26 protein-coding genes are annotated in these 24,059 nt (G+C 68.5%); 12 read left to right on the top strand and 14 right to left on the bottom strand.

Annotation, left to right across the window (positions count from 1 at the left end):
• Positions 1-201: 201 nt before the first annotated feature.
• Positions 202-912 carry a hypothetical protein gene (locus ACZ6DT_RS17810; RefSeq protein WP_465595838.1) on the top strand — a complete coding sequence of 237 codons (711 nt, stop codon included), beginning with the start codon at positions 202-204 and terminating at the stop codon, positions 910-912.
• Positions 913-919: 7 nt separating this feature from the next.
• On the opposite strand, the gene ACZ6DT_RS17815 is transcribed toward ACZ6DT_RS17810, so the two are convergent.
• Positions 920-1,582 (bottom strand): response regulator, encoded by a 663-nt coding sequence (locus ACZ6DT_RS17815; RefSeq protein ID WP_465595841.1) that lies wholly within the window; start codon positions 1,580-1,582, stop codon positions 920-922.
• On the bottom strand, positions 1,579-2,838 hold the full coding sequence (locus tag ACZ6DT_RS17820) for a sensor histidine kinase (protein WP_465595844.1): 1,260 nt from the start codon (positions 2,836-2,838) through the stop codon (positions 1,579-1,581). Before ACZ6DT_RS17820 ends, ACZ6DT_RS17815 begins: the two co-directional genes overlap by 4 nt.
• A 132-nt stretch (positions 2,839-2,970) precedes the next feature.
• Between ACZ6DT_RS17820 and ACZ6DT_RS17825 the strand changes: the two genes are divergently transcribed.
• The 8 genes from ACZ6DT_RS17825 (at position 2,971) to ACZ6DT_RS17860 (ending at position 10,235) form a co-directional block, all read left to right on the top strand.
• The gene (locus ACZ6DT_RS17825) at positions 2,971-3,654 is read left to right on the top strand and encodes a DUF998 domain-containing protein (RefSeq protein WP_465595847.1); all 684 of its coding nucleotides are present in this window, start codon (positions 2,971-2,973) and stop codon (positions 3,652-3,654) included.
• The gene (locus ACZ6DT_RS17830) at positions 3,605-4,477 is read left to right on the top strand and encodes an ATP-NAD kinase (protein WP_465595850.1); all 873 of its coding nucleotides are present in this window, start codon (positions 3,605-3,607) and stop codon (positions 4,475-4,477) included. The genes ACZ6DT_RS17825 and ACZ6DT_RS17830 overlap by 50 nt, the downstream gene beginning before the upstream one ends.
• A gap of 71 nt (positions 4,478-4,548) precedes the next feature.
• Positions 4,549-5,808: a GAF domain-containing protein gene (locus ACZ6DT_RS17835; protein WP_465595852.1), complete on the top strand. Its 1,260-nt coding sequence runs from the start codon at positions 4,549-4,551 to the stop codon at positions 5,806-5,808.
• Positions 5,809-5,875: 67 nt separating this feature from the next.
• Complete coding sequence (locus ACZ6DT_RS17840; RefSeq protein WP_465595855.1) at positions 5,876-5,998, top strand: hypothetical protein; 123 nt, start codon at positions 5,876-5,878, stop codon at positions 5,996-5,998.
• A gap of 8 nt (positions 5,999-6,006) precedes the next feature.
• Positions 6,007-7,134 carry a sensor histidine kinase gene (locus ACZ6DT_RS17845; protein ID WP_465595858.1) on the top strand — a complete coding sequence of 376 codons (1,128 nt, stop codon included), beginning with the start codon at positions 6,007-6,009 and terminating at the stop codon, positions 7,132-7,134.
• The gene (locus ACZ6DT_RS17850; protein ID WP_465595861.1) at positions 7,131-7,769 is read left to right on the top strand and encodes a response regulator; all 639 of its coding nucleotides are present in this window, start codon (positions 7,131-7,133) and stop codon (positions 7,767-7,769) included. The genes ACZ6DT_RS17845 and ACZ6DT_RS17850 overlap by 4 nt, the downstream gene beginning before the upstream one ends.
• A gap of 106 nt (positions 7,770-7,875) precedes the next feature.
• Positions 7,876-9,270 carry a hypothetical protein gene (locus ACZ6DT_RS17855; RefSeq protein ID WP_465595864.1) on the top strand — a complete coding sequence of 465 codons (1,395 nt, stop codon included), beginning with the start codon at positions 7,876-7,878 and terminating at the stop codon, positions 9,268-9,270.
• Complete coding sequence (locus ACZ6DT_RS17860) at positions 9,270-10,235, top strand: glutamate ABC transporter substrate-binding protein (protein WP_465595867.1); 966 nt, start codon at positions 9,270-9,272, stop codon at positions 10,233-10,235. The genes ACZ6DT_RS17855 and ACZ6DT_RS17860 overlap by 1 nt, the downstream gene beginning before the upstream one ends.
• A 42-nt stretch (positions 10,236-10,277) precedes the next feature.
• Here the strand turns inward: ACZ6DT_RS17860 and ACZ6DT_RS17865 are convergent, their stop codons facing one another.
• The 5 genes from ACZ6DT_RS17865 to ACZ6DT_RS17885 all read right to left on the bottom strand — a co-directional run bounded on the left by ACZ6DT_RS17865 (position 10,278) and on the right by ACZ6DT_RS17885 (position 14,144).
• Positions 10,278-11,759: a hypothetical protein gene (locus ACZ6DT_RS17865; RefSeq protein WP_465595870.1), complete on the bottom strand. Its 1,482-nt coding sequence runs from the start codon at positions 11,757-11,759 to the stop codon at positions 10,278-10,280.
• Between the two features lie 19 nt (positions 11,760-11,778).
• Positions 11,779-12,318, bottom strand: a complete 540-nt coding sequence (locus ACZ6DT_RS17870) for a DUF3558 domain-containing protein (protein ID WP_465595873.1) — start codon at positions 12,316-12,318, stop codon at positions 11,779-11,781.
• Positions 12,318-12,869 (bottom strand): DUF3558 family protein, encoded by a 552-nt coding sequence (locus ACZ6DT_RS17875; protein WP_465595876.1) that lies wholly within the window; start codon positions 12,867-12,869, stop codon positions 12,318-12,320. The genes ACZ6DT_RS17870 and ACZ6DT_RS17875 overlap by 1 nt, the downstream gene beginning before the upstream one ends.
• A gap of 11 nt (positions 12,870-12,880) precedes the next feature.
• Positions 12,881-13,297 (bottom strand): hypothetical protein, encoded by a 417-nt coding sequence (locus tag ACZ6DT_RS17880; protein WP_465595879.1) that lies wholly within the window; start codon positions 13,295-13,297, stop codon positions 12,881-12,883.
• Between the two features lie 94 nt (positions 13,298-13,391).
• The gene (locus tag ACZ6DT_RS17885) at positions 13,392-14,144 is read right to left on the bottom strand and encodes an ESX secretion-associated protein EspG (RefSeq protein ID WP_465595882.1); all 753 of its coding nucleotides are present in this window, start codon (positions 14,142-14,144) and stop codon (positions 13,392-13,394) included.
• Between the two features lie 186 nt (positions 14,145-14,330).
• Here ACZ6DT_RS17885 and ACZ6DT_RS17890 point away from each other — a divergent pair, with 186 nt between their 5' ends.
• Complete coding sequence (locus ACZ6DT_RS17890; RefSeq protein WP_465595885.1) at positions 14,331-17,012, top strand: serine/threonine-protein kinase; 2,682 nt, start codon at positions 14,331-14,333, stop codon at positions 17,010-17,012.
• A 67-nt stretch (positions 17,013-17,079) separates the two neighbouring features.
• On the opposite strand, the gene ACZ6DT_RS17895 is transcribed toward ACZ6DT_RS17890, so the two are convergent.
• The 6 genes from ACZ6DT_RS17895 to ACZ6DT_RS17920 all read right to left on the bottom strand — a co-directional run bounded on the left by ACZ6DT_RS17895 (position 17,080) and on the right by ACZ6DT_RS17920 (position 22,062).
• Positions 17,080-17,664 (bottom strand): PaaI family thioesterase, encoded by a 585-nt coding sequence (locus ACZ6DT_RS17895; protein ID WP_125787390.1) that lies wholly within the window; start codon positions 17,662-17,664, stop codon positions 17,080-17,082.
• A gap of 9 nt (positions 17,665-17,673) precedes the next feature.
• Complete coding sequence (locus ACZ6DT_RS17900; protein ID WP_465595890.1) at positions 17,674-19,089, bottom strand: MFS transporter; 1,416 nt, start codon at positions 19,087-19,089, stop codon at positions 17,674-17,676.
• A 213-nt stretch (positions 19,090-19,302) separates the two neighbouring features.
• Complete coding sequence (locus ACZ6DT_RS17905; RefSeq protein WP_465595893.1) at positions 19,303-19,764, bottom strand: hypothetical protein; 462 nt, start codon at positions 19,762-19,764, stop codon at positions 19,303-19,305.
• A 4-nt stretch (positions 19,765-19,768) separates the two neighbouring features.
• Positions 19,769-20,326: a SigE family RNA polymerase sigma factor gene (locus ACZ6DT_RS17910; RefSeq protein WP_465595896.1), complete on the bottom strand. Its 558-nt coding sequence runs from the start codon at positions 20,324-20,326 to the stop codon at positions 19,769-19,771.
• Positions 20,327-20,677 carry a hypothetical protein gene (locus ACZ6DT_RS17915; RefSeq protein WP_465595899.1) on the bottom strand — a complete coding sequence of 117 codons (351 nt, stop codon included), beginning with the start codon at positions 20,675-20,677 and terminating at the stop codon, positions 20,327-20,329. It lies immediately after the preceding gene.
• A gap of 146 nt (positions 20,678-20,823) precedes the next feature.
• Entirely contained in the window at positions 20,824-22,062 is a 1,239-nt protein-coding gene (locus ACZ6DT_RS17920; RefSeq protein WP_465596565.1) for a L,D-transpeptidase, read from the bottom strand.
• Between the two features lie 419 nt (positions 22,063-22,481).
• Between ACZ6DT_RS17920 and ACZ6DT_RS17925 the strand changes: the two genes are divergently transcribed.
• The gene (locus tag ACZ6DT_RS17925) at positions 22,482-22,685 is read left to right on the top strand and encodes a cold-shock protein (RefSeq protein WP_003097368.1); all 204 of its coding nucleotides are present in this window, start codon (positions 22,482-22,484) and stop codon (positions 22,683-22,685) included.
• Positions 22,686-22,802: 117 nt separating this feature from the next.
• On the opposite strand, the gene ACZ6DT_RS17930 is transcribed toward ACZ6DT_RS17925, so the two are convergent.
• On the bottom strand, positions 22,803-23,222 hold the full coding sequence (locus ACZ6DT_RS17930; RefSeq protein ID WP_125779723.1) for a hypothetical protein: 420 nt from the start codon (positions 23,220-23,222) through the stop codon (positions 22,803-22,805).
• Positions 23,223-23,770: 548 nt separating this feature from the next.
• On the opposite strand from ACZ6DT_RS17930, the gene ACZ6DT_RS17935 reads away from it, so the two are divergent.
• On the top strand, positions 23,771-24,028 hold the full coding sequence (locus tag ACZ6DT_RS17935) for a hypothetical protein (protein ID WP_020633070.1): 258 nt from the start codon (positions 23,771-23,773) through the stop codon (positions 24,026-24,028).
• The last annotated feature ends 31 nt before the right edge of the window (positions 24,029-24,059 follow it).

Below are 24,059 nucleotides of genomic sequence, written 5' to 3' on the forward strand. Positions count from 1 at the left end.
TTTTTGTTTTTGGGGTTTTTTTTTTTTTTTTTGGTTCGGGTGTTTCGGGGGACCCCCCCCCCCCCCCCCCCCCCCCCCCCCCCCCCCCCCCGACCCGCGGGCACCCACAGTCCACGCGGTCCCCGATCCTGCCGAAAGTCGGGGCCTCCGCCTGACCTTCGTGCGCTGCCCCGCGTCGCCCTGACCGGCGACGATTCCGCCATGAACGGGAAAACCGGCCGATGGATCGGCGGAGTGGCCCTGATCCTCGCCCCGCTCGTGTGGTTCGCGGGCCTGTTGCTGCGGCATCTGGTGCTCGAGGACTTCACACCGGAGCAAGTCGCTTGGTTCGACCAGCAACCCTTCGCCGCGCCCGGGCAGCTGGCCGCGTACGCCGCGAACCCCGGCTTCGTGACGGCCGCGTACTCGGTCTTCCTGCTCGGAGCGGTTCTCCTGCTGCCGGCTTTCCTGATGCTGGCGAAGATCGTCGCGGCAAAGGCACCGGCACTCGCCGCCTGGGGGTTCCTGCTGCTCGCGTTCGGCCTGTTCGCGCGGGTCTACTTCGCCGGTGTCGACCTGACGGCCTTCGAGCTCGTCGACAAGCTCGGCCTGGACCAGGCGAGGAAGCTGGTGATGGACGACTATGTCGACCTGTCCTACGGGTTGTGGCGGATCCCGGTCACCGCGTCGGTCGGCCAATACGCCGGCGGGCTGTTGCTGGCCATCGGGGCGTTCCGGGCGGGTACCTTCGGCACCGGGCGGGCGCTGCTGTTCCTTTGGCCGTGCACGCTTTGGATGGGGGTGCTCAAGGAAAGCGAGTTCCTGAGCATCGTCACCGCCGTGGCCCTCGGCCTGGCGCTCGTCCCGCTCGGCGTCCGTGTGCTGTCCGATCGGTGGCCCACCGATCGGGAGCCTCGGGCGCTTTCCTGGTAGGCGCCTCTCAGCTGGGGGAGACGAGTCCCGCCTCGTAGGCGAGCACGATCGCCTGTGCCCGGTCCCGTAACCCGAGTTTCGCCAGTATCCGGCCCACGTAGGTCTTGATGGTCTGCGCCGAGAGCACGAGATCCGCGGCGATCTCCGGATTGGACCGTCCTTTCGCGATCAGCCGCAGCACGTCCCGCTCGCGTTCGGTGAGCACGTCGAATCTCGCCGGGGACGGCCGCGGCACCGGTGCGCTCGCCACGAAGTTCGTGATGAGCCGCTTGGTGACCGCGGGGGAGAGCAGCGCGTCACCGGCGGCGACCACTTCGATGGCGTTGATCAGTTCGGCCGACGGCGCGTCCTTCAACAGGAACCCGCTAGCACCCGCCCGCAGCGCCTCGTAGACGTAGTCGTCCAGGTGGAACGTCGTCAGGACGATCACTTTCGGCTTTTCGCCGTCGCCTTCGAGCAGCCGCCTGGTCGCTTCGAGACCGTCCATCACCGGCATCCGGATGTCCATCAGGACCACGTCCGGTGGCGTGGACAGGGCGGAGAGGCCGGCGAGCGCCGCGATTCCGTCGCCTGCTTGGCCCACCACGTCCAGACCCGGTTGCGCGTTCAGCAGACCGGCGAAGCTCTCCCGCACCAAGGCCTGGTCGTCGACGATGAAAACGGTCGTCACGCGTCGTCCACCCCCGGGAGATCCAGCTCGACGGCCACGCGGAAACCGCCGTCGGCCCGCGGCCCGGCCTCGTACGAACCGCCGATCAGCGTAACGCGTTCGGCGATCCCGGCGAGGCCGGTGCCGTCGTTGGAAGTAGACCCGGCAGGCCGTGTCGGCGGCCCGTTTTCGACGAGGATTCCGAGTCCGTCGGGGTCTCGCCGCACCTCGACGTCCACTCGTGCTCCCGGGCTGTGCCGGGCCGCGTTGCTGAGCGCCTCCTGCAGGATCCGGTACGCGGCCAGTTCGATCAGGGCGGGAACGTCGTCGCCGCCGGAGATCTCCGCGCGGATCTCGATCCCGGAGGCCCGGCAGCCGTCGATCAGCGACGGCACCTCCGCGAGCCCCGGCTGCGGTTCGTGCTCCGGCTCGGCGTCGGTGTCACGCAGCACGCCGACCAGCCGCCGGGCCTCGTCGAGCGCTTCCCTGGCCGCGACCCCGATGGCGCGGAACTCCTCCTCCGCGGCCTCGGACACGTCCGGGACGCGGTAGCGCGCGCTGTCGGTCCGCAGCGCGATCAGCGAAAGGTGATGGCCGATGATGTCGTGCAGTTCCCTGGCGATCAACGCGCGTTCCTGCAACGTGGCCCGTTTCGCCCGCTCCTCGACCGTCGTGCGCTCGGCCGCGTCGGCCTGCTCCAGCGCCCGGCGGCGTTGCTGCATCCCGTAGCCGGCCAAGATCGTCGCGGCCACCACGATCAACGACAACACCAAGCTCTTCGTGCCCGCGCGGGGTAGCTGGGCGATGCCGGCCGCGACCGCCAGCGTCACGGCGATGATCGAGATCCCCCGGCCCTGCCCGGGTTTCGTGCGGGCGAGCGTCATCGCGAGCACCGGCAGATACGGCAGGACCTGGACCTGCAACGGCCATTCCGACAAGGTCCGGCCGAACAGCGCGTAGTCGGCGGGGAAGAGGATCGCGATGATCGCGCTGACCATCCCCGCCGCCGCCACCCGGACGGCGGTCAGCGGGAGCTTGACGACCAGCAACGGCGGCACGATCTGCAGGATCAGCAGGAAGAAGATCACCGGCACACTGCCGCCGCCGAGGTAACGCGCCCACGTGCCGTAGGTCAGGCCCAGCAGCACCGCCAGCGCGGTTCCGGCGAGGACGGTCTTGACCCAGACCGGGCCGCGCCACCAAGCCGAGGGCGGTTCCAGATCGGCGTCGCGTCCGGTGAGGAGCGCCCATCCCAGTGAGCCGCCGTACGAGTCCATGATTCGACGCTAACGACGCCGCGGACCGGGCACATCCCCTCGTGGGGGACACCGGGAGTCCCCCACGAGGTGACGCGGACTGCTCGCCCGGGCGGGATGTGCGGGACGGTGGCGCGGGCTCAGGCTCGGCTCATGAACGACATCAGAGGGCTGATCCGGTCGTCCGCGTTCGCGTGGCTGGCCGCGGGACTGGTCATCGCGGTCTACGTCGAGATCGTCAACGCCGGCGCGGTCGATCCGCTCGCCACCACCTTCAGCGAGTACGTCCACGTCGGGCAGGGCGCACGGCTAGTCGGGGTCGCCATGCTGGCCACCGGCTTCGGCGCGCTGACCATCGCGGGCGGCGTCCGTCTCACCGGGGCGGTGTGGGGGGCCAGGCTCGTCGCCTTGTTCGGTGTCGGGCTGTGTGTGCTCGCGGTGTTCCCGCAGGAGCCGATGGACCAGCCGCTGACCTGGCACGGCGCGATCCACCGGTATGTCGCGCTCGCCGCTTTCACCGCGTTGCCGCTGGCAGGACTGGTTCTCGGCGGGGCCCGGCGGTTGTCCTACGCCACCTTGGCCGCGCTGGTGGTCTTCGTGGCGACGTTCCTGGTCGACGCCCGTGCGGTGAGTGGGCTGGCCGAACGGATCCTCCTGATCCTCGAACTCGCGTTGCTGGTCACCTTCGTCCGCGGCGGTGGCTTTGCGATGCAACCTCGTGCAACTCTTCCTTTCGCGGCCTCGACGTCGTTTCCTTGTAGGGACTTGGCGCGGCAGCGGAGGACATGTGGGCGAAGCGGTTGCGGGGATCGTGGCGAACCCCGCTTCGGAGCGTGATATCCAGAGCCTGCGTTCGGCACTGAGAGTGGCCGGGGTCGGCCGTGTGATGGTGTGGACCGAGGCAGGGAAGATCATCGGCACCGTCCGCCGGATGGTGGACGCGGGCGCGAGTGTGCTCATCTGCCTGGGCAGCGAGGGCATGATGCGGGCCGCCGCGGCCGCCTGCGGCGACGTGCCGCTGCTCATGCTGCCCGCGGGGAGCACCGACGAGTCTTCTGTAGCCGGGCTCGCCGCCGGGCTGCTGGCCACCCATCAGGTCGACACGGACCTGGTCACGAATCGCGCGACTGTGCTCGAAGTGGTGACGAAGGCCCGTCGCGAGATCGCGCTGACCGACGTCAGCGTGTGCTCGGAGAGCCGGTGGGATCCCGCGTCGCTGACCGAGCTGTATTGCACGTTCGCCGTCCCGGACGGGGTCGGGTTGTCGAGCATCCCCGGACGGCTGTGCCCCAGCCCCAAGTCCACTGTGGACGGTGTCGCGGTCTCGCTCGGGCCGGTCGACGAGACGCCGTACGTCGTGCAGGCACCGATCGCGCCCGGTGAGGTCCGCGCGGTGGGCGTACGGGGCTGGAGCGTGCTGCACGCCGGGGTCCGCGTCGACCTCGCCGCCGGTGGTGGCTCCATCGCGCTCGACGGGCAGCCGCACTTCGTGCTGAAGCCGGGAGAGAGCGCTTTCGTCGAGCTGAAGCCCGACGGCCCGTGGTGCGTCGACGTCCGCGCCGTGATGGCCGAGGCCACCAGGACCGGTTTGCTCCTCGGCCGGAAGCCGACAGGGTCCTTTCCCGCGACCCACCTGGTGGACGCACGCTTCAGCGGATAAGCCCGCCCTGGTCACAGAGGCCTTCCGCACGCCGGGGCCGCCGGGCACACTGGCCGAAACGGACCAAAGGAGTGGGCCAGGTGCGGTTGGAGGCGGCTTTGCCGGCCGGCGCGGATCCGCGCCGGCACGCGCGCGCCCTCGCCAAGGTGCACGAAGCCGCCCTCTCCGGTCGCGCGCTCCCGAGCCATCCGCGCGCGGTCATCGGCGCGTCCTGGCAGCGTATGCGCCGACTCGGCATGGACCCGGACCGCGGCTCGCCGGTTCCCGCGCTCGCCCCGGAACAGCTGGAAGCCCGCCGTCGCGAGAGCGGCCTCGCCGCCGTCCTGCCCGCCCTGCGCGGCGGCCTGATCAGCCTCGCCGAACAGGCCGCGCACATCGTGGTCGTCGTCGACGCCGGCGGCCGCGTCCTCTGGCGCGACGGCAGCACCGCGGTCCGCCGTCGAGCCGACGGTCTCGGATTCGTCGAAGGCGTCGACTGGCGCGAGAACTCCGTCGGCACCAACGCCATCGGCACCGCGCTGGTCACGAGACATCCGGTGCAGGTCTACTCGGCCGAGCACTACGTCCGTGACCAGCACGACTGGACCTGTGCCGCCGCGCCGCTGCACGATCCGAGGGACGGCAGGCTGCTCGGCGTCGTTGACCTCTCCGGCCCGGCCTCCACCGTGCACCCGACCACCCTCGCGCTGGTCGACACGGTCGCGAAACTCGCCGAAGCGCAGCTGCGCACCACCCACCTCGCCGAGCTCGAACGGCTGCGCGGCTTGGCGTCACCCCTGCTCACCAAGGTGAAGGGCAAAGCGGTGATCGCCGACCCGCACGGTTGGATCGCGGCTTCGGCGGGACTCGCCCCGGTCGGCCGGATCGCGCTGCCGAACGACGCGACCGCGGGCCGGACCTGGCTGCCCACCTACGGGAACTGCCTGCTGGAACCGCTGCCGGGAGGATGGCTCGTCCGGCTCACTGAAGAGGAGGACGCGCCGCCGACGCATGTCGTGCTCGACCTGAGGTCGGCGCGGGAGAGCACGCTGCGCGTCTCGGGCGCGGCGGGCACGTGGTCGCATCGGCTGAGCCCGCGGCACGCGGAGATGCTGTACGTCCTCGCGCGTCATCGCGAGGGAAGGTCGGCTTCGGAACTGTCGCGCGACCTGTTCGGCGACGCCGGCCGCACCGTCACCGTCCGCGCCGAGATGTCCCGGATGCGGCGGCATTTCGGCGGGATCCTGCTGGGCAGGCCGTACCGGTTCGCCGACGACGTCGAGGTCCTCGTCGAGCGGCCCGCCGACGGCGACGTCCTCCCGTATTCCGTCGCGCCCGCCGTCCGCGCCTGAACCTCCACCCCCGGTTCCACCCGGCGATGGTCCCGGTCCACCCCTCGGCGTGCCTAACGTCCGTGTCATGGGAAAGATGAGCCTGAAAGGCCTGGTGGCGCTGGTCGTCGTAGGGGTCGTCGTCCTGCTGGGATTCCTGGCCTACCGGCTGATCCTGGTGGAGATGATCACGCGCCTGAGCGATCACTGAGGGGGGAGATGGCGAAGCGGGAGAGGCCGCTGCTGCCGGACACGATCGCGCCCAGCTGGCTGGTCGTCCAGCTGCTCGGCACGGCCGCGGTCGCGGTGGTGCTGCTGACCGCGAGTGAGTCCAGTGCGTGGATCTGGACGGCCTACGGCGTCTGCGGGGCCTGCTGGCTGGGTTTCGTCGCGGCCTCCCCGCGATTCCCCCTGCCGGCGACCGTCCTGCTCGCGGTGGCGAGCGTCGCGCCGTCGCTCGCGCTCGGCTGGGCGGAGGACTCCTCCGCCATCGTGCTGGCGGTGGTCACGGTCAGCCGGTTCGCCACCCTGACCGAGCCGTCGGTGGCCGCCATCATGGGGGTGGTCGGGCTCGACGCGGGCCTCGCGGCGGTCACCGGCCTGGTCGCGGGTGCGTCCGGGCCGGTGGTGCTCGGCAACGTCGGCGTGCTGCTCGTGCTGATGCTGCTGGGGTTGAACCGGCGGCAGTACGAGGTGCAGGCGGCGCAGGCGGCCGCGCTGCTGGAGCAGACCAGGCTGGCGCAGACCGAACACGCGCGGGCGGCCGCGCTCGACGAGCGCACGCGGATCGCCAGGGAGATCCACGACGTCCTCGCGCATTCGCTGGGGGCGTTGGGAGTCCACCTGGAGGTCGCCGAGGCGCTGCTGGCCGAGAAGTCCGATGTGGACGGTGCGCTCGACAGGGTCCGGTTGTCACGGCGGCTGGCCGCGGACGGGCTCGCCGAGGCGCGGGACGCGGTCGCCGCCTTGCGCAGCGACGTCCCGTCGCTGGCGGAAGCCTTGCGGCTGCTCGCGGACGCGCATCACGACGGAGTGTCCTTCGAGGTCGAGGGGGAGCAGCGGCCACTGCCGTCCGCCGAGGTGGTCTCGCTGGTGGGTGTCGCGCGGGAGGCCTTGACCAACGCGGCCAAGCATGCCGCCGGGCGGCCGGTGTCGCTCCGGCTGCTCTTCGCTCCGGCGGAGGTTCGCTTGCGGGTGTGGAACGAACTCGGCGAAACCAGCCGATCGGCGGGCACCGGCGGATTCGGTCTCACCGGGATGAGGGAGCGGCTCGCGCTCGCCGGTGGCACGCTGACCGCGGGCGCTGACGACGGGCGCTGGACGGTGGAGGCGGTGGTGCGGGCGTGATCCGGGTGGTCGTGGTCGATGACCAGCAGGTCATGCGCGAAGGGCTCGTCGCCCTGCTCGGGTTGATCGACGGCATCGAGGTCGCCGGCTCCGCGGGCGACGGACGGCAGGCACTCGACCTGCTCCGCCACACCGCGGCCGACGTCGTACTGATGGACTTGCGCATGCCCGTCCTGGACGGGGTCGCCGCGACCAGACTGCTCAAACGTGATCACCCGGACATCGCTGTCGTCATTCTCACGACGTACGCGGACGACGCTTCGATCGCCGACGCGCTGCGCGCCGGAGCCCGGGGTTACCTGACCAAGGACGCCGGGCGCGCCGAAATCGGGGCGGCCCTCCGCTCCGCCGCCAACGGCCAGGCGATCTTCGCCGCCGAAGTCTCCGACAGACTCGTCGCCGCGCTCGACGCCAGAACGGTCACGCGGGTCAAGGCCGAACTCCCGGACGGCCTCACCGCCCGCGAAGGCGAAGTGCTCGGCCTCATCGCACGCGGGCTGTCCAATCCGGAAATCGCCGCCGAACTGTTCATCGGCGAGGCCACCGTGAAAAGTCACATCAACCACACCTTCGCCAAGATCGGTGTGCGCAATCGTGCGGAGGCCGTGCGGTACGGCCTCGAAAAAGGTCTTTGATCCGGCCCGGAGATCACGTGCAGATGACACACGCCGGTGTCACTGGCTGCGCTGATCCCGACTCGGATACCTTCTTTGCGGGTAGAACCAATGGGGAGGATCGGCGATGACGAGCACTGTGACCCGGCCGGGGCCGCCGGGGAGCCCCGCGCCGCCCCCCGCGCCGGAGGGCCGCGGCGGGATCGCCGGGCTGCTCGAACTGCCGGGGAACGGGATTCGCGCGATCGTCCGGTCCGCGGCGACCACGCCGGGCAGGCTGTCGGTGATCGCGATCGGGCTCGTGCTGCTGTCGCTGGTCGCGGGGCTGTTCGGCACGCTGGCCGCGCAGGACAAGAAGGACACGATCAACGGCCTGATCGACCACCGCGAACCGCTGGCCGCCGCCGCGCAGCAGGTCTACCGCGCGCTTTCGGACGCCGACGCGACAGCGGCCAGTTCGTTCCTCTCGATCGGCACCGAGCCGCTCCCGATGCGCCAGCGGTACGAACGCGACATCGCGGAAGCCGGTGCGGCGCTGGCGAAAGCGGCATCGGATTCCTCCGGTGTCGACGAAGCCGCCGAGCAGATCAACATCCTCGGCCGTGAGATTCCTGTCTACACAGGACTGATCGAGACCGCCCGCGTCTACAACCGGCAGGGCTATCCCGTCGGTGCCTCATATCTGCGTGAGGCCTCCGAGCTGATGCGGGCGAAAATCCTTCCCGCCGCACAGGATCTGTACCGCATCGACACCGACCGGCTCGCCGCCGAACAGGACGACGCGACCGGATTCCCTTGGCTGGCAACGGCTTTGATGCTCGCCCTACTCGCCGCGCTGATCGTCACGCAGGTACATCTGACGCGGAAGACCAACCGGCTGCTGAACGTCGGGCTCGTCGTCGCGACCGTGTCGGTGGTGGTCGCCCTGCTGTGGGGCGCGGTGGCGCTGATCGTGCAGAGCAGCCTCGTCGGCAGCGGCGAGGAAGACGGCTCGCACCAGGTGGACGTCCTCGTCCGCGCCCGCATCGCGGCGCTGCAGGCACGAGCCGACGAAACGCTGACCCTCGTCGCCCGCGGCGACGGCGCGGCGTACGAAAAGGACTTCGGTGACCTCGCCGCGCAACTCGGCGGGACCGACGGGCAAGGTGGCCTGCTGGGCGAGGCACGCGGTCTCGCGGCGGGCGGCGCGGCCGCCGAGAAGGTGGACGCGGCGATCCAAGCGGCGTCGGCGTGGTTCAAGGCGCATGCCGAGGTGCGGCGCCAGGACGACGACGGCTTCTACCAGGACGCCGTCGGAACGGCCATCCGCGACGACAAGAAGGACGGCGCCGCCGGGGCGTTCCTGCGACTCGACGAGAACCTGGTGGCCGCGATCAACGTGGGACGGCAGGAATTCCTCGACGACACCCGCGGCGCCGAACGCGCGCTGACCCTGCTCCCGCCGGGGATCGCGGTGCTGGCGTTGCTCGCGGCGGCGGGGTCCGCGTTGGGAATCCGTGAACGGCTGAGGGAGTACCGGTGATGCGAAACGGTCTGCGAGGGGCCGTGCTCGGCGCGGTCCTGGTGCTGGTGACGGCTTGCGGCAGCGCGGGGGCGCCGGTCGACCCGGCCCCCGTCGGCGACGTCGCGCCGCCGTTGCCCGCGAACGTCGGCGGCGCCGACAACGCCGGCGGTGGCGGGACGACCGACACGAGCTGTAACCCGTTGGCCAGCCTGCGGCCGACCAACGGCACGTCGATCACCAGCGGCTCGACGATGGCGAAGATCAAGGAGAACGGCAAACTGATCGCCGGCGTCGACCAGACGACGTTCCTGTTCGGTTTCCGGAATCCGACGTCGGGCCAGCTCGAAGGCTTCGACATCGACATGGTCAACGAGATCGCGAAGGCCATTTTCGGCAGCGCGGAAGGCCGCGTGCAGTTCCGGGCGATTCCGTCGAAACTGCGGGAAGAAGTGCTCGAGAAGAAGCAGGTCGACATCGTGGTGCGGACCTACAGCATCACCTGCGGCCGGCTGAAGAAGGTCAACTTCTCGACCGCTTATTACCAGGCGGGGCAACGGATCCTGGTCGAATCCGGCTCGAAGGTCACCCAGCTTTCGGACCTCGGCGGGCGGCGGGTGTGCGCGACCAAAACGTCGACCTCGCTGACGAAGATCGCGTCGGATCCCTCGAAGCCGGTGCCGGTCTCGGTGGACAACTGGTCCGATTGCCTGGTGATGCTGCAGCAGAAACAGGTCGAGGCCGTGTCGACGGACGACGTCATCCTCGCCGGGATGCTCGCGCAGGATCCGACGCTGAAGATCGTGGGGGGCCGGTTCACCGAGGAGAACTACGGCATCGGTATCCCCAAGGAGAACGAGGACATGGTGCGGTATGTGAACGCCGTGCTGGAGAACGTACGCGGTGGCGCGTGGCAGACGATCTACGCGAAATGGATCGGGAACAAACTCGAAGGCGGGACGCCGCCTTCACCGGCGTACAGGTGAGAACGGGCCGTTCGGGATCGCTCCCGAGCGGCCCGCCTCCGGTCAGGGGGACTTGTCGCCGATCACCGGCGGCACCGGCTTCATCTCGCCTTCGTAACCGCCGAACAAGACGTCGGCGTCCTCTTCCTGCAAGTAGTCCGGGGCCTTCTTTTCCTTGTCCTCTTCCTTCTGCCCCTTGCCACCGGGAGCGCCCGCGCCCAGGGCGCCCGGCCCGCCGCTCTTGCCCGCGGCGGCCGCACCACCCCGCGTGACGCGCTCCTCCGGCAGCTTGCCCGCCCCGGACCCGCCACCCTTGCCCGCGAGTTTTTCGGCGTCACCGGCCGAAACCTTGCCACCCGCGAGCCGCTCGGCGACATTGCCCGACCCGCCGTTGCGCCCGAACCCACCGCCCCCGCCACTGGTCAACCGGCTCGCCGCACTGCCACCGGGCCCGCTCGGCGTCCGGCCGGGCTTCCCGCGATACTGCTCGCTGCCCAGCCGTCCGAGACCGGTGGGACCAGGCCCGTTCACCGCCGCCAGCCCAGGCGTCGGCCCCGGCCGGAACGACCCCGGCGGCCCGCTGAACGGCTGATTCGGCCCCGGCACCCCGGTGTGCCCGCCGCCCGTGGTGATCCCCGGCCCCGGCGTCGGCCCGCCCGGACCACCACCCGGCCCGGGCATCCCCGGACCAGGACCACTGTTGGGCCCCGGGCCACCGCTGAAGCCCCTGGCTTCAGTCCCCCCGGAAAACCCGGACGCCGTCGTCGAATCACCCATCTCCGGCGGCGGGGCGAACGTGGGCTGCTTGGAATTGACGTCGAAAAGCGACTGGTCGTAGGTGTGCATCACCTGCGCGGCCTGCTGATGCGCCTGGAACGACTGCTCCTGCTTGGCCGAGATGTTGCCGACCGTGTCCAGCGCACCCGCGTAATTACCCGACGCGAGCTGGCCGAGGGCGTTCTTGTATTCGGTGTTGCGGTCGAAAGGAACCTCTTCGGGCATGGAGTTCTTCGCGGTGGTGGCCGCTGCCGCCGACTGGGAGAAGCGATTGGACGCGAGATACGCGCCGTCGCCCGCGGTGTCGGCCCACTTGCTGATGTTGGTGAAGAAGTCGGTGACCGACTTGGCGCCGTCCCCCTGCCAGTGCTCGCCCTCTTTGCCGATCGCGTCGCGGACGGCGTTGCTGAAGGTGTTCAGGGAGTTGCCCTGGTTGTTCCAGAGCACACCCTTCTCGTCGATGTCCTGCGGATCGAGGTCCTGGGTGACCATGTTCTTCAGTTCGCCATGCGGAACGGCTTCATAGCGCTGTTCCGACGGATTGAGACCGGCACGGAACTGCTGACCCTGCGCGAGCGCCGCGGCCTGGTCGGCCGAGTACTGGCCGGCCTGCGCCTCGGCTGTCAGCCTCGCGGTAACGGAGTTGCCTCCGGGACCGGCGTTGGCCTCGTTGTACGTGTCGGAATACCGCTTGGCCTCGTACGTCCGGCCGGGGTTGCCCATCGCCGAAAACTTGCTGTCGAAGTCGTCTTGCCCGACGTTGACCATGGTCCCTCTCGTTCCGTAGTCAGTTGCCTCTAGGCAGTTTCGGTTCGGCGGCCGTCGCGATCTCCCGGGAGAGCGCGCAGGCTTCTTCGTTGGTTCCTGTTTGTTCGAGCGTCGTCGACGCCGTCATTCGCGCGTCAGGGCCGACGGTTACAGCGACTGTGCAGGCATCGGTTCCCGCGTCGCCTGGGATTTCGACCGCATCACGCCCGTTCACTTTCGCGGGGACTTTGGTTCCTTGTCCAGGCGACAGCTTGTCGATCCCAGCGTCGGGGACAAGGTAGATGCTGACCGAGGCGTAACCGCGTTTTGCGGTCCCACATCCGTTGTCACTCTCGTATCGTTCAATTTCCGGAGCGGCGAAGCCCTTGGGCGTCGTAGTGGGTTCTAGAAGATCGCATGTTTCGAGGTGACCGAATACTTCACCTGACCGGTTGTCCGAGTTCGCCGGTGCCGCGCTCGGTTCCGAGGCGATGGCGCTGCCTGGAAGCTCAGACGAGCAGCCACTCGCCGCAACCGCGAGTACCGCGATCAGCGAACCAAGGCGGACACGGGACGTCATCAGCTTCCCTTGGGCAGTTTCGGTTCAGCGGCCGTGGCGATCTCCCGGGAGAGTGCGCAGGCTTCCTCGTTGGTCCCCTTGTTCAGACCGGTCGATGCCGTCATCCGGGCGTTCGGGGTGACGGCGATCGCCACGGTGCAGGCCTGTTTCCCCGCGTCGCCAGGAATTTCGACGGCGTCTCGTTCGCCGACCTTGGTCGGGATCTTGGTTCCTTGGCCGGCGGACAGTTGGTCGATCCCGGCCTCGGGAACGAGGTAGAGGGTCACCGAGCCGTACCCGTACTTCCGTGTGCCGCAACCGTTGTCGCTCTCGTAGGTTTCCTCGGCAGGTGGGTCGAAGCCCTTGGCTGTGCTCGTCGGCTCCAGCAAGTCGCAGGCTTTCAGCTTTGCGAAGACGTCCTCAGGTGCGGTGCTCGCCGATGCCGACGTACCACCGGGCCGTGTCTGCACAGGTGTGGCGTTGCCGGGTTTCTCTGTGGAGCAGGCGGAAAGTCCCACAGCGAGAAGGGCCGACAAAGAAACGACGAGCAGGCTCTGTGATTTCGTGATCATGTCGATCTTTGTCAGTCCTTTTGAAGAGATTTCAGCTGGTCGGCGTTGGCGGTATCTCGCTGCAAATACTTGGACTTGGCCAAATCGATGGCTTCTTCGGCGCGGTTGAGGACGTCGCGCAGCGCGTCAAGCTGGGTCTTGGCGGACAACTCGTCACCGTCAGCCACCAGGATCGCGTGCTGGCCGACTTGCTGCGCGAATGGGCCAGTACCCAACTTGGGCGTTTCCGTAAGACGTTGGAACCGGATCTGGTTGTATACCCAGTCGGTGATGTATTCGTTGATGGCGGTCTTTAGCGCCTCTCCCGCCTCTTCGCTGACCTTGAAGTCCCCGTCCTTCGCGGCCTTCACCATCCGATCGGCCTGAGCCGAGAAGTCGCCCAGAATGTCCGAGAAGTTGCCCGGCGGTCCGCCGGTGCCGTCAGTCATGGTCTCTCCCCTGTACCAAGTCCCGGTTACTCGTAGCGCTCGTCAGATCACGATATCAGCGGAACCGGCCCCGAAGCCCGCCTTCCGGCGAGGATCACGCGCTGTCGACGCGGGCGGCTTCGACCAGGTCGTGGACCCATCGTGCCAGGTGAGAGCCACTCGTCGGGGTGAACGTGCGGCGGACTTCGCCGTCAGGGAAGCGGTCGGTGGCGAGCATGAAGCGCCCCTGGACGCTGTCGAACCACTGGACACTCTTCTGCAGCGGTTTGCCCCGATCGTCGCGCAGGGTGAGGCTGATCGTGCCGAGTCGCGCGAGCGGGTGCTCGAAAAAGCGGCCGGCCGCGCCGAGGCGGAGGTTGTTCGGGTCCTCGTCGAACGGGTCGTCCGGTCTTTTGGACGGCGGGAGAGTGCTGGACGTCGTCACCCGTCCGGGGAATGGCTGAAGTGACGGCAGATAACCGAGCAGGGTCGCGACGACCTGTTCGGGGTAAACCGGCTCGAAGAGGATGTCGAATCCGCGTTGCTGGCTCACGACGCCCGAACTGCTGTTCCAAACGCCCCGGTAGAGGTATTCGGCGTCCTGCTCGACTTCGTGCGCGTCCAGGGTGACGACGAAGTCCCCGGTGGCCCAGAGCCGGAGCGTCTGTTCGTAGTCGCGCAGGAGTTCGCGGTCGCGGGCGAAGCCTCGATCGGACAGCTCGGCCCAGATCTCTTCGCAGTGCCGCTCGCGTTCCGTGATGGTGGCTCCGACGGTCGGGATTTCGAAGGGCAGCACGAATCTGCCGAGCCCGAGTTTGTCGAGTACGACGTCGAGCTGGGTCATCGACATCGAAAATGACGCAGGCACCGGTCTCTCCCCCTCATCACCTGCTGAATCGGTTCTCTCTCGCACCGTAGCGGGTTCGACCCGGCGCGGGCACGACCTGCCTGCACTTCTAGTCCATCCATACCCCGCCGCCGCCCTCGACAGAGGAGCCGCGCTCCCAGGCCTAGACTGAGTGCGACGCTGTCGCGGGGATTTCGGGAGGTACCAGTGTCGGAAGAGCCGCGCCGTCCTCGGCACGCAGCGCCGGACGACGCCACGCCGGAGCGCGAGGCGGAGTCCGCCTCCTGGACGCCGCCGGCGCCGGTCCGCTGGGAAACGCCCGAACCGTCCATTTCCGGCAGGCTCGATCTGAACGAGCCGCCGCGCCCGAAGCAACGGCCCGAGCCGGAGAAGGACGCCGAGCGCACGATCTATCACGCGCCGGTCCAGCGTCCGCAGACTTCGCCGCGCGGCCGGCAGCGGCCGATCCCCGGCGCCGAGGATCCGACGCGTCCGCCGGGCGACATGGCCCCGGTGAGCCCGCAGACCCAGGTCGTCCGCCCCGCGTGGCAGGTGCCCGCCGGCGCGCCGCAGCCGACCAGCGTGCTCTCCTCGCCGACGCCGGAGACGCAGAGCATCATGCCGCCGACGCCGCGCGTCGACCACGGTCCGGGACCGCTGCCGGACCCGGGTACGGAAAGCGTCCTCCCCGAACGTTCCAGCGAAGGCCGGGGGACCGGCACCGGCACCGGATCGGGCAGCCGGGGTACCGGAACCGGCACGGGAACAGGCACGGGTTCGTTCCCCGGCACCGCACGCCGGACGTCGTCTCGCACCTCGCGCCGCGGCCGTCTCGGCGCCGGGCTCGTCGACGTTCCGCAGGTGCCGTATCGCGACCCGGCGTCAGCGGTCCTCGAGAACCCGATGGTGTCGGAGGAGAAACGCTTCTGCGGCGGCTGCAGTGCCAAGGTCGGCCGCGGCAAGGACGGTGAGCCCGGGGCGCCCGAGGGCAACTGCGAGAAGTGCGGGAACCCGTTCTCCTTCGTTCCGAAGTTGCGGCCGAACGAGATCGTCGGCGGCCAATACGAGGTGCTCGGCGCGCTCGCGTACGGCGGGCTCGGCTGGATCTACCTCGCGCAGGACCACAACGTCAGCGACCGCTGGGTGGTGCTCAAGGGCCTGATCGACACCGGTGACGCCACCGCGATGGCGGCCGCCGCGAACGAGCAGCGGTTCCTCGCCGAGGTCGAGCATCCCAACATCGTCAAAATCCACAACTTCGTGCAGCATCCGGACGGCGACACCGGAAACTCGGTCGGTTACATCGTCATGGAGTACGTCGGCGGCCAGTCGCTGCGCCAGCTCGCGCTCGCGCACCACCGTGAGACGAAGCGCCCGGAGCCGCTGCCGATCGGCCAGGTGATCGCCTACGGGCTCGAGATCCTGCCCGCCATGGGCTACCTGCACAGCCAGAACCTGTTGTACTGCGATCTCAAGCCGGACAACGTCATCCAGACACACGAGCAGCTCAAGCTGATCGACCTCGGCGCGGTCCGCCGCGTCGACGATTACGAGAGCCCGTTGTTCTTCACCACCGGCTACAGCGCGCCCGAGCTGGCGACCCATGGCGCTTCGGTGGCATCGGACCTGTACACGGTCGGCCGGACGCTCGCCGTCCTCAGCTTCGAGTTCTCCGGCTACACCAGCAAGTACAAGACGACCCTGCCCGGTCCGGACGTCGTCCCGTTGTTCGCGCTCTTCGGTTCGTACCACCGCTTCCTGAAGCGTGCCACGCACTCCGACCCGGACCGCCGGTTCATCGCGGCCGAGGAGATGGCCGACCAGCTGACCGGGGTGCTCCGCGAGATCATGGCGCTGGGCACCGGGAAACCGCGCCCCGGCGCGTCGACCGTCTTCGGTCCGGAGACCCGCACGTTCGGTGTCGACATGGTCGTTCCGGAGCACGGCGGGAGTGTGCCGCTGCCGGATCCGGGCGAGGTGGTCTCGGGGTTGCCGATCCCGCAGGTCGACACGGACGACCCGGCGGCGGGCGTGCTCGCGTCGACGGTCGCGCTCGATCCCAAGGGCGCGATCGAGTCGCTGGCCGGGGCGCCGCGCGAGTCGATCGAGGTCCGGTTGCGCATCGTCCGGGCCCGCATCGAGCTCGGTGAGCTGGTCGAGGCGCAGCGGCAATTGCAGGCCGCGCAGTACCTCGCGATCAAGGCCGGTTTCCCGCACGACTGGCGGATCGACTGGTACCGCGGCCTGATCGAGCTCGCCGGTGGACGGTCCCGCGTCGCGCACGTCGCGTTCGAAGCGGTGTACGACGACCTTCCGGGCGAGATCGCGCCGAAGCTGGCTTTGGCCGTCAGCGCGGAAGGGGTCGGCGACTACTTCGGCGCCGCGCGCTACTACGAGCTCGTGTGGCGAACGGACCGGTCATACGTCAGCGCCGCCTTCGGGCTCGCTCGCGTGTACCTCGCGCAGGGCGCCAGGGCCAGCGCGATCGAGGTGCTGGAGGCCGTCCCGGCGTCGTCGTCGCATTACGTCGCCGCGCAGGTGGCCGCGATCAAGATCAAGACCAGGATCAACGGCGGCGGCAAGGACCCGGTGATGGTGTCCGAGCGGGATCTCGTCGACGCCTCGACGCGCCTGGAGCGTTTGCAGCTCGACGCCGAACGCCGCACGCGGTTGTCGGCGGAGGTCCTCGAAGCGGCGTACGGCTGGCTCAACTCGCAGAACCAGCCGACGCCGGGGTCGACGGTGCTGGGCTGCGCGCTGGACGAACGCGACCTGCGGTTCGGGCTCGAGCGCTGCTACCGGACGTTGGCGCGGCTGGCCGGAACGGTCGACCAGCGGGTCGAACTGGTCGACAAGGCCAACGCCATCAGGCCGAGGACGCTCACCTGACCCCGCATTTCGTCCTCTGAACGCGGTAGTTCCGAATACGAACCACCGCGTTCAGAGGACGAAATGCTCAGGGGTTGATGTCCCATTCGCGGGCGCGCTGGGCCTTTTCGTGCGCGGCGGCGAGCTTCTGCAGGGCCTCGGGATCCCCGTGGGTGCTGAAGTGTTCGAACTCGACCCGGACGAACAACGCCCGCGCGCGCACCGCGACGGGGCCGTCTTCGGCGTCGAGCCGTCCGTCGGCGCTCACGTAGATCTTCCGGCCGGCGACGCCGTCCAGCTTCGTGGCGATGTAAAGGGTCGAGCCGACCGGGACCGGCCTGAGGAAGTCCGTCTCCAGTTTCCCGGTGACGGCGGGCCGACGCAGCAGGTTGCCGACGGTCGCGCCGAGCGCCTCGTCGAAGGCGCAAGCCAGCAGGCCGCCATGGGCGAGGCCGGGCGCACCCTGGTGAGCAGAGGTGACGGTGAACTTCGAGTACACCGTCGTCCCTTCGCCCACCGTCGAATGCAGGTGGAGCCCGGCCTCGATCTCGTCGCCGCACCCGAAACACTCACCGTAGTGAATACCGAGGTGGCTGCCCTGTTTCGGGGCTTCCGGGTGGACGGTCGCCGGTTCGACTTCGACCGGCGGCCACGGCTGCGAGATACGGCTCATGGACAGACGTTAACTCGCGGGTAGCTCGGAGGGATCGCCGGGAGTGACCGTTTCCGGCTTTCGGCGTCGCACGATCCGCGAACTCACGATGCCGCGCAGCGACACCCCGGCCGTTTCCGGCAGCAGCAGGATCGGGATGGCCGCGATCGCCGCCGCGCCCATCAAGTAGTAAGCCGGCCACAGGTTGTCGCCCGTCTTGTTCACCAGGGTGCCGATGACGTACGACGCCGTGCCACCGAACAACGCGGTGGAAACGCTGTAACCGATGGAGAAACCGCCGTAGCGTTCCTGCGTCGGGAACATCGCCGGCAGCGTCGCCGCCAGCACGGCGAGGATGAGCACCAGCGGCACCGCGATCATCACCAGGCCGAGCATGAGCTGCCCGGCGTTCCGATCGTCGGCGGCCGCGCCCATCAGCGAGAACGCCGGGATCGGCAGCACCAGGAAACTCGCACAGCTCGCGATCAGGATGGGTTTTCGCCCGATCCGGTCGGACAGCATGCCGATCGGCACGATCAAGATCAGCATCAACGCGATGGTCGCCAGGATGATCAGCAACGGCGTATGCCCGCTGAAACCGACCACGTCCTTGAGATAGGTCTCCAGATACGTGATCACGATGTAGTCGGCCACGTTCAACATCACCACGATGCCGACCAGGTGCAGGATCGACGTCCAGTGCTTCTTGAACAGCGCCTTCAGCGGCGACTTCTCGACCTGCTGCTTCTGTTCGATCTCCTGGAACAGCGGAGTGTCTTCCAGCTTGTTCCGCAGGTAGAGACCGACGATGCCGAGCGGCCCGGCGATCAGGAACGGCAGCCGCCAGCCCCATTCGCGCATGGCCTCGTCGCCGAGGACGACGGTGAAGATCGTGACGAATCCGGCGCCCATCGCGAAACCGACGAGCGTGCCGAACTCCAGCCAGCTGCCCCAGAAACCCCGGCGCCGCGCGGGCGCGTACTCCGCGATGAACGTCGCCGCGCCGCCGTACTCGCCGCCCGCCGAGAAACCTTGGACGGTGCGCAGCAAAATCAGCAGGACCGCCGCCGCCGGCCCGATCGTCGCGTAGGACGGCAACAGGCCGATGATGAACGTCGACCCGGACATCAGGATGATCGTCAGCGCGAGCACCTTCTGGCGCCCGATCTTGTCCCCCAGCGGACCGAACACGAAGCTGCCGAACGGCCGCACGATGAAGGTGATCGCGAGGACCGCGAACGTCGCCAGCGCGCCCTCTGAAGTGCTCGAAGCGTTGAAGAAGACCTGCCCAAGGATCGCAGGCATGAAGCCGAAGACACCGAAGTCGTACCACTCGATGCAGTTACCCATCGCCGCTCCGGCGACGGCCTTTCTGATCTGCTCGGGTGGGGCCTCCGCCGGTTCCCCGTTTTCCTGATGCGCCTCGCTCAGCGCCTCTTCGGCCATGGGTTTGACCTCCCGACCCACCCGTTACTTACCCATCGTCGAGGGTTTGTTCCCCCGACCGTAGGCGTTCAAACGTGCTGATGCGGCGCTGTGAATCGGTCGTGCGAGCGTCGTTCCCCCAACCCGGTGACGAACCACCAGGTGAAGCCGAGGTCGGAGAGTTTCCGATTACTCTGAGTCATAACTCGGGAATCGGATGTTCCGGACAGCAGGTCAGTGCGTCGTGACCGCGGTCGGTGGCTCGCTCGGTTCCTTCGTCGGAGTGGGCCCGCGCGGAGGGACGGCCGTCGTCGTACGGCCGGGCTGCGGGTTCTTCGGTGTCGAGCGCGTCTGATCGTGCTTCGGGGCCGTAACCGGGGCGGACGACGAATTCCCCGGAGTGACCTCGGGGCGAGGAGTCGTCTCGGAAGGCGCCGGTGAGACCGGTAAGGGGGCGATGGTCGACAGGCCAGGGCCGGCGGGTCGCACCGGCGCGGATCCCTCACCGCCGCGGCCACCGACGACGATCGCGCCGAACACGATCACCGCGACCGTCGCCAGCGAACTGCCCGCCACGGCCAGCCGTTTGCGTCGTCGCCGGATCCGGTCACCCTTCTCGATGATGTCCGCCGCCCGGATGCCCAGCGGGGGACCGCTCGCCCCGTGCGAAAGCACGCCCTTGATGTCCTCGTCCATCTCCTCACCTCCCATCGTCGTGCGCTCCGCTCAAGGCCAGTTCGCTGAAATGCGGCCCGAGCCGCTTGCGCAGGGTCGCCAGACCCCGCGCGCTCTGACTCTTCACGTTCCCGGTGCTGCAGCCCAGCGCCGCGGCCGTCTCTTCGACGCTGAGATCTTCGAAATAACGCAGGACGAGGACGGCCCGCTGCTTCGGGGCGATGCCGGACAGGGCATGCCTGACCAGCATCTCCTGCTCCGTGCCGCCCGCTTCGCCCGCGACTTCGGGAAGGTCGTCGGTGAGCTTCTCCCGTTTGCGCCAGACCCGCCGATGCTCGGAGAGGAACGTCCGCAGCACGATCTTGCGCGCGTAGCCGTCGAGCGCGTCGTGCCGGGAGAGCCTCGGCCAAGCCAGGTACAGCTTCAGCAGCGCGGCCTGGGTGATGTCCTCGGCCTGGTGCCAGTCCCCGCACAGGAGGTACGCGGTGGCACGCAGGCTGTGCGCGCGCTCGTCGAAGTACCGGGCGAACTCGCCGTCCCACGGCGAGCCCGTCCCGGTCTTCGACGAGCGGCTCGACGACACCTAGTTACCGGCTCCTTCGACGATGGCGGGGAGGTTCAGATCACCGGTCGGCCCGGCGGGGACGACCTTGGGCACGCGGTGCTCGCCCGGCTTCACGACGCCGGGACCGATCTTCGGCGGAGCCGCCTCCGGACGCGCCGGGGCGGTGGTGGCCCGGGTCGGTTCGCCCGGTGCCGCGGTGGGCGCGTTGGTCGGCTGGGGCGCCTGAGTGGTCGTCGGCGACGGGGCGCTCTGATCGGCCGACGCCAGCGACGTGGTCGCGAAAGCGGCGCCGCCCGCCAGCAGCAGCGCGCCGAGGGAAAGAGCGATACGAGTACGCAAGAGAGTCTCCTCGATCCGGGCGCCGCTCATTGGCCGCGGCGCCTCACGTCGTTAGACATGCGTCCCGCCCGCCCTGGGGTTGCATCGAATCTTTCGCCGGAACCACCAAGGCCGACTGGACCGGCAAGATGACCGGCAGACCGTCTCCCGGGAGCGCGTCAGCGCGACGGGAGACTTCAGCGCAGGGCAGAAAGACGCTGCCACTCTTCCCAGGAGTAGGTCCAGTCGCTGTAGTCGCGCGCCCGGTTGATCTTCACCGTGCTGCCCTCGATCTCGACGGGGTCCCCGACCAGGGCGCCGTCCATGTACGCCTTGGCGTTCGCCGGCGCCAGGTTCACGCAGCCGTGCGAGATGTTCTTCTTGCCCTGCGCCCAGATCGACGGCGCGTAGCCGTGGATGAACTCGCCGTTGGTCGAGAAGCGCACCGCGGACGGGACGACGATGTTCTCGTAGTCGTAGCGCTCGTTGGTCATCGAGTACGTGTCGTGCTTGGACATCACCACGTGCGTGCCGCTCGGCGTGACGCGGCCCGGGTCGGCGTCGAGGCCGTAACTGGCCGCGTAGTCCGCGATCTGCCGGCCGTCACGGATCACCATGAGCCGGTGGGTCTGGGTGTTGCCCTTGACGATCTGCGAGCGGCCGATCGTGAAGCTCGCCGAGCGGTCTTCCTTGCCGTAAACGCCCTCACCGATCTTGACGCCGTAGATCTTGGCGTTGAACTTCACCGTGGTGCCGGGCTGCCAGTAGGCCTTCGGTCGCCAGTGCACCGAGGTGTCGTCATGGACCCACGCCCAGGCCCCCTCGGTCTTCGGCGTGGTCTCGACCGAGAGCGCCTTCTCGACCGCGGCCTTGTCGGTGACCTTGCTCGGGAACGTCAGTGTGATCGGCATGGCGACGCCGTAGGTCTGCCCGTCGAAGACGTTGATGTTCGCGCCCACCTGCTTGCGCGGTTTGACCGTGGTGAACGCCCCGCCGATCTCGACGGGCTTGCCGTCGGTGCCGGTGGCCTTGCCGGACCACGTATACGCCTTACCGTAGCCGAGCTGTTCGGTGGTGGACCAGCTCTTCTTGTCCTCGGTCGGCTGGCCCGCGACCTGTTTGCCTTCAGGATTGGTCAGTACGACCTGGTCGAGGGTGCCGTCGGCGACGCTGACCTTGATGGGCTGGCCCGGCGCGACGTCCTGCGCGCCCGTGGCGGGCTCGTACGTCAATTTGGCGGGGGCGGGCGCCTTCCCGCCGGTGTCGCTGCTGACCGGCCCGCCGCCATCCGGCCCGCTGGCCGAGACGGTCGGCTCGCTGCTGCACGCCCCCAGCGTCAGAACGGCCACCAGCCCCAGTGCCGCGAACGTCGCCCGGCGGCGCGCGGTTTCCGTGAATCTCAAAGCTTCCCCTTTGCTCCCCTGTACACCGACCATGACGTCCGGACCGCCCCATACGTTGACCCGATCGGGAGTGATGCGGGTCACAATCGGGTGAATCGTCGTTCACGATCGGGGCATGACCGACTTCGGTCCGTATTCGGCGAAGACCGGAGGTCGGCGTGCGGCGACAGGCTAGCGAGGGGGTCCGACAGAAGACGGTGCCTTATACGACGTTCCGGTGACCTTGGTACTCGGGGGTGCCCAGAGTCCGATCACGGGCTTCAAATATGGCCAGATCCCGGTACTCTTCCCTCAGGCCGTCGTTTTGCGTGTTCGTGGCTTCACACTCGCGGAACTTCTGACGCGAGCCATGAGCCGGTGACGCTTATCGCTCGACTCGTTGGAACCGCCCGGGACGGTCTGGGTGTCGCTTCGGAGGCACTCGAAGCGGATGTGCAACGAGGAGTACAGCGGTGGCGCAAGGCACTGTGAAGTGGTTCAACGCGGAGAAGGGCTTCGGCTTCATCGCGCAGGATGGCGGCGAGGGCGACGTCTTCGTTCACTACTCGGAGATCGAGGGTCGCGGTTTCCGCACGCTCGAGGAGAACCAGCGAGTGGAGTTCGAGGTCGGTCAGGGCCAGAAGGGCCCGCAGGCCCAGAAGGTTCGCGCGATCTGAGTCCGCCCTTCAGGCGTTGCTCAGACTGATCAGAAAGGCCCCCGGCGATTCGCCGGGGGCCTTTCTCTTGCCTTGAAGGCTACTTCCGGTGTGCTGTTCCGTTCCGGCGCGGCGGGATCAACGGGGGACGGGCTGCTCCCACGCGTTGGCGTCGAAGCGGAATTCGTCGGTGTGGGCTTCCTCGTGGCGGCGCTGCTGGGCCGAGTTGGCCTGCGACTCCCACGAGAGGCGCTCGAGGATCCATTCCTGCGCCAGCGCCTGCGGCGACAGGTTGCGCTCGGCGGCGGCGTCCTTGAGTTGTTCGCAGGCGATGAGGTTCATCCGCAGCTGGAACACCTGCGCTTCGCCGAAGCGCTTACCGGTGCCGGTGCTTTCCGGGTCGTTCTCGGGCGCGAGGGCACGAAGGTAGCTGGTCAGCTCCGTGTCTTCGACGACCGCATCGGCCTCTTTGGTGGCGGAGTTGCGGTGACGGCCCGGGTTGACCGGCTTCAAGTTCGTACGGCTGCCGCTACGACGGCTCAAGGAAGGAAGGGGCACCGGGCCACGATAACGGTTCGGTCTCGGCAAACCAACCACAGTGAGCCACGACACACCCCTTTCTTTTCCCCGAACGGCCCAACGCCCACAAATCAAACGTCACCGATGATCACCAACAGCGATCAAGAACCGAAACGAGACCCTCCACGACACCTGAGATGAGCTACTCAACCGCCACCGGTGCGGGGCTACCAACCCCCGCCGAACGGACCCTGGGGGTCTGGGGGGTGGCCCCCCAGAACACGGAGCGACCCCCGCGCCAGGGGGAGGAACGCGGGGGTCGGAGGGGATCTCCACAGGCGCTGACCGGGGGTGTGTCAGCAAAACGATTGTCGCACGGTTTGCTGAGAAGGGCGAGTGGGCGCGGGCAGAATTCCGGTCGGGGCGCCACCTGTGGTTCGCCTGTGGTTCATGTGGCGCGGGTGTGCGCGTGATCGCTCTGCGTTGTGCGGAGCGTGGCGACAGGTTCACTCTCCGGGGGGCTGTGTGTCGCGGCCGGCTCTGGCTAGCCTCGCGGCCAAGCTGTTCGTTGGCCGTCTGGAGGAACCATGGGTGGGTCTGTGGAAGTTCGACAGTTCCTCCTTCGGTACGAAGGTGCCGATGGGGGAAGCTCTACGACGTTGGCCGGTGGTCTGCCGGCGCAGCGGACGGGTCAGGGGGATGCCCAGCGGGTGTCCGATGACCAGGTGCGGCGTGCCCGGCTGGCCGTGGCCAATGGGGCGCTGGGTGTCGATGACTGTGTCCAGTTGCTGGACATGCTGGGGTTGACGCTGGATGAGGACGGGCAGGCGCCCGTTCAGCGCTGAGATCGTTCGCGAGAGCCCGGTCGTGTGGTGC

Source organism: Amycolatopsis sp. NPDC041971, from assembly GCF_055588925.1.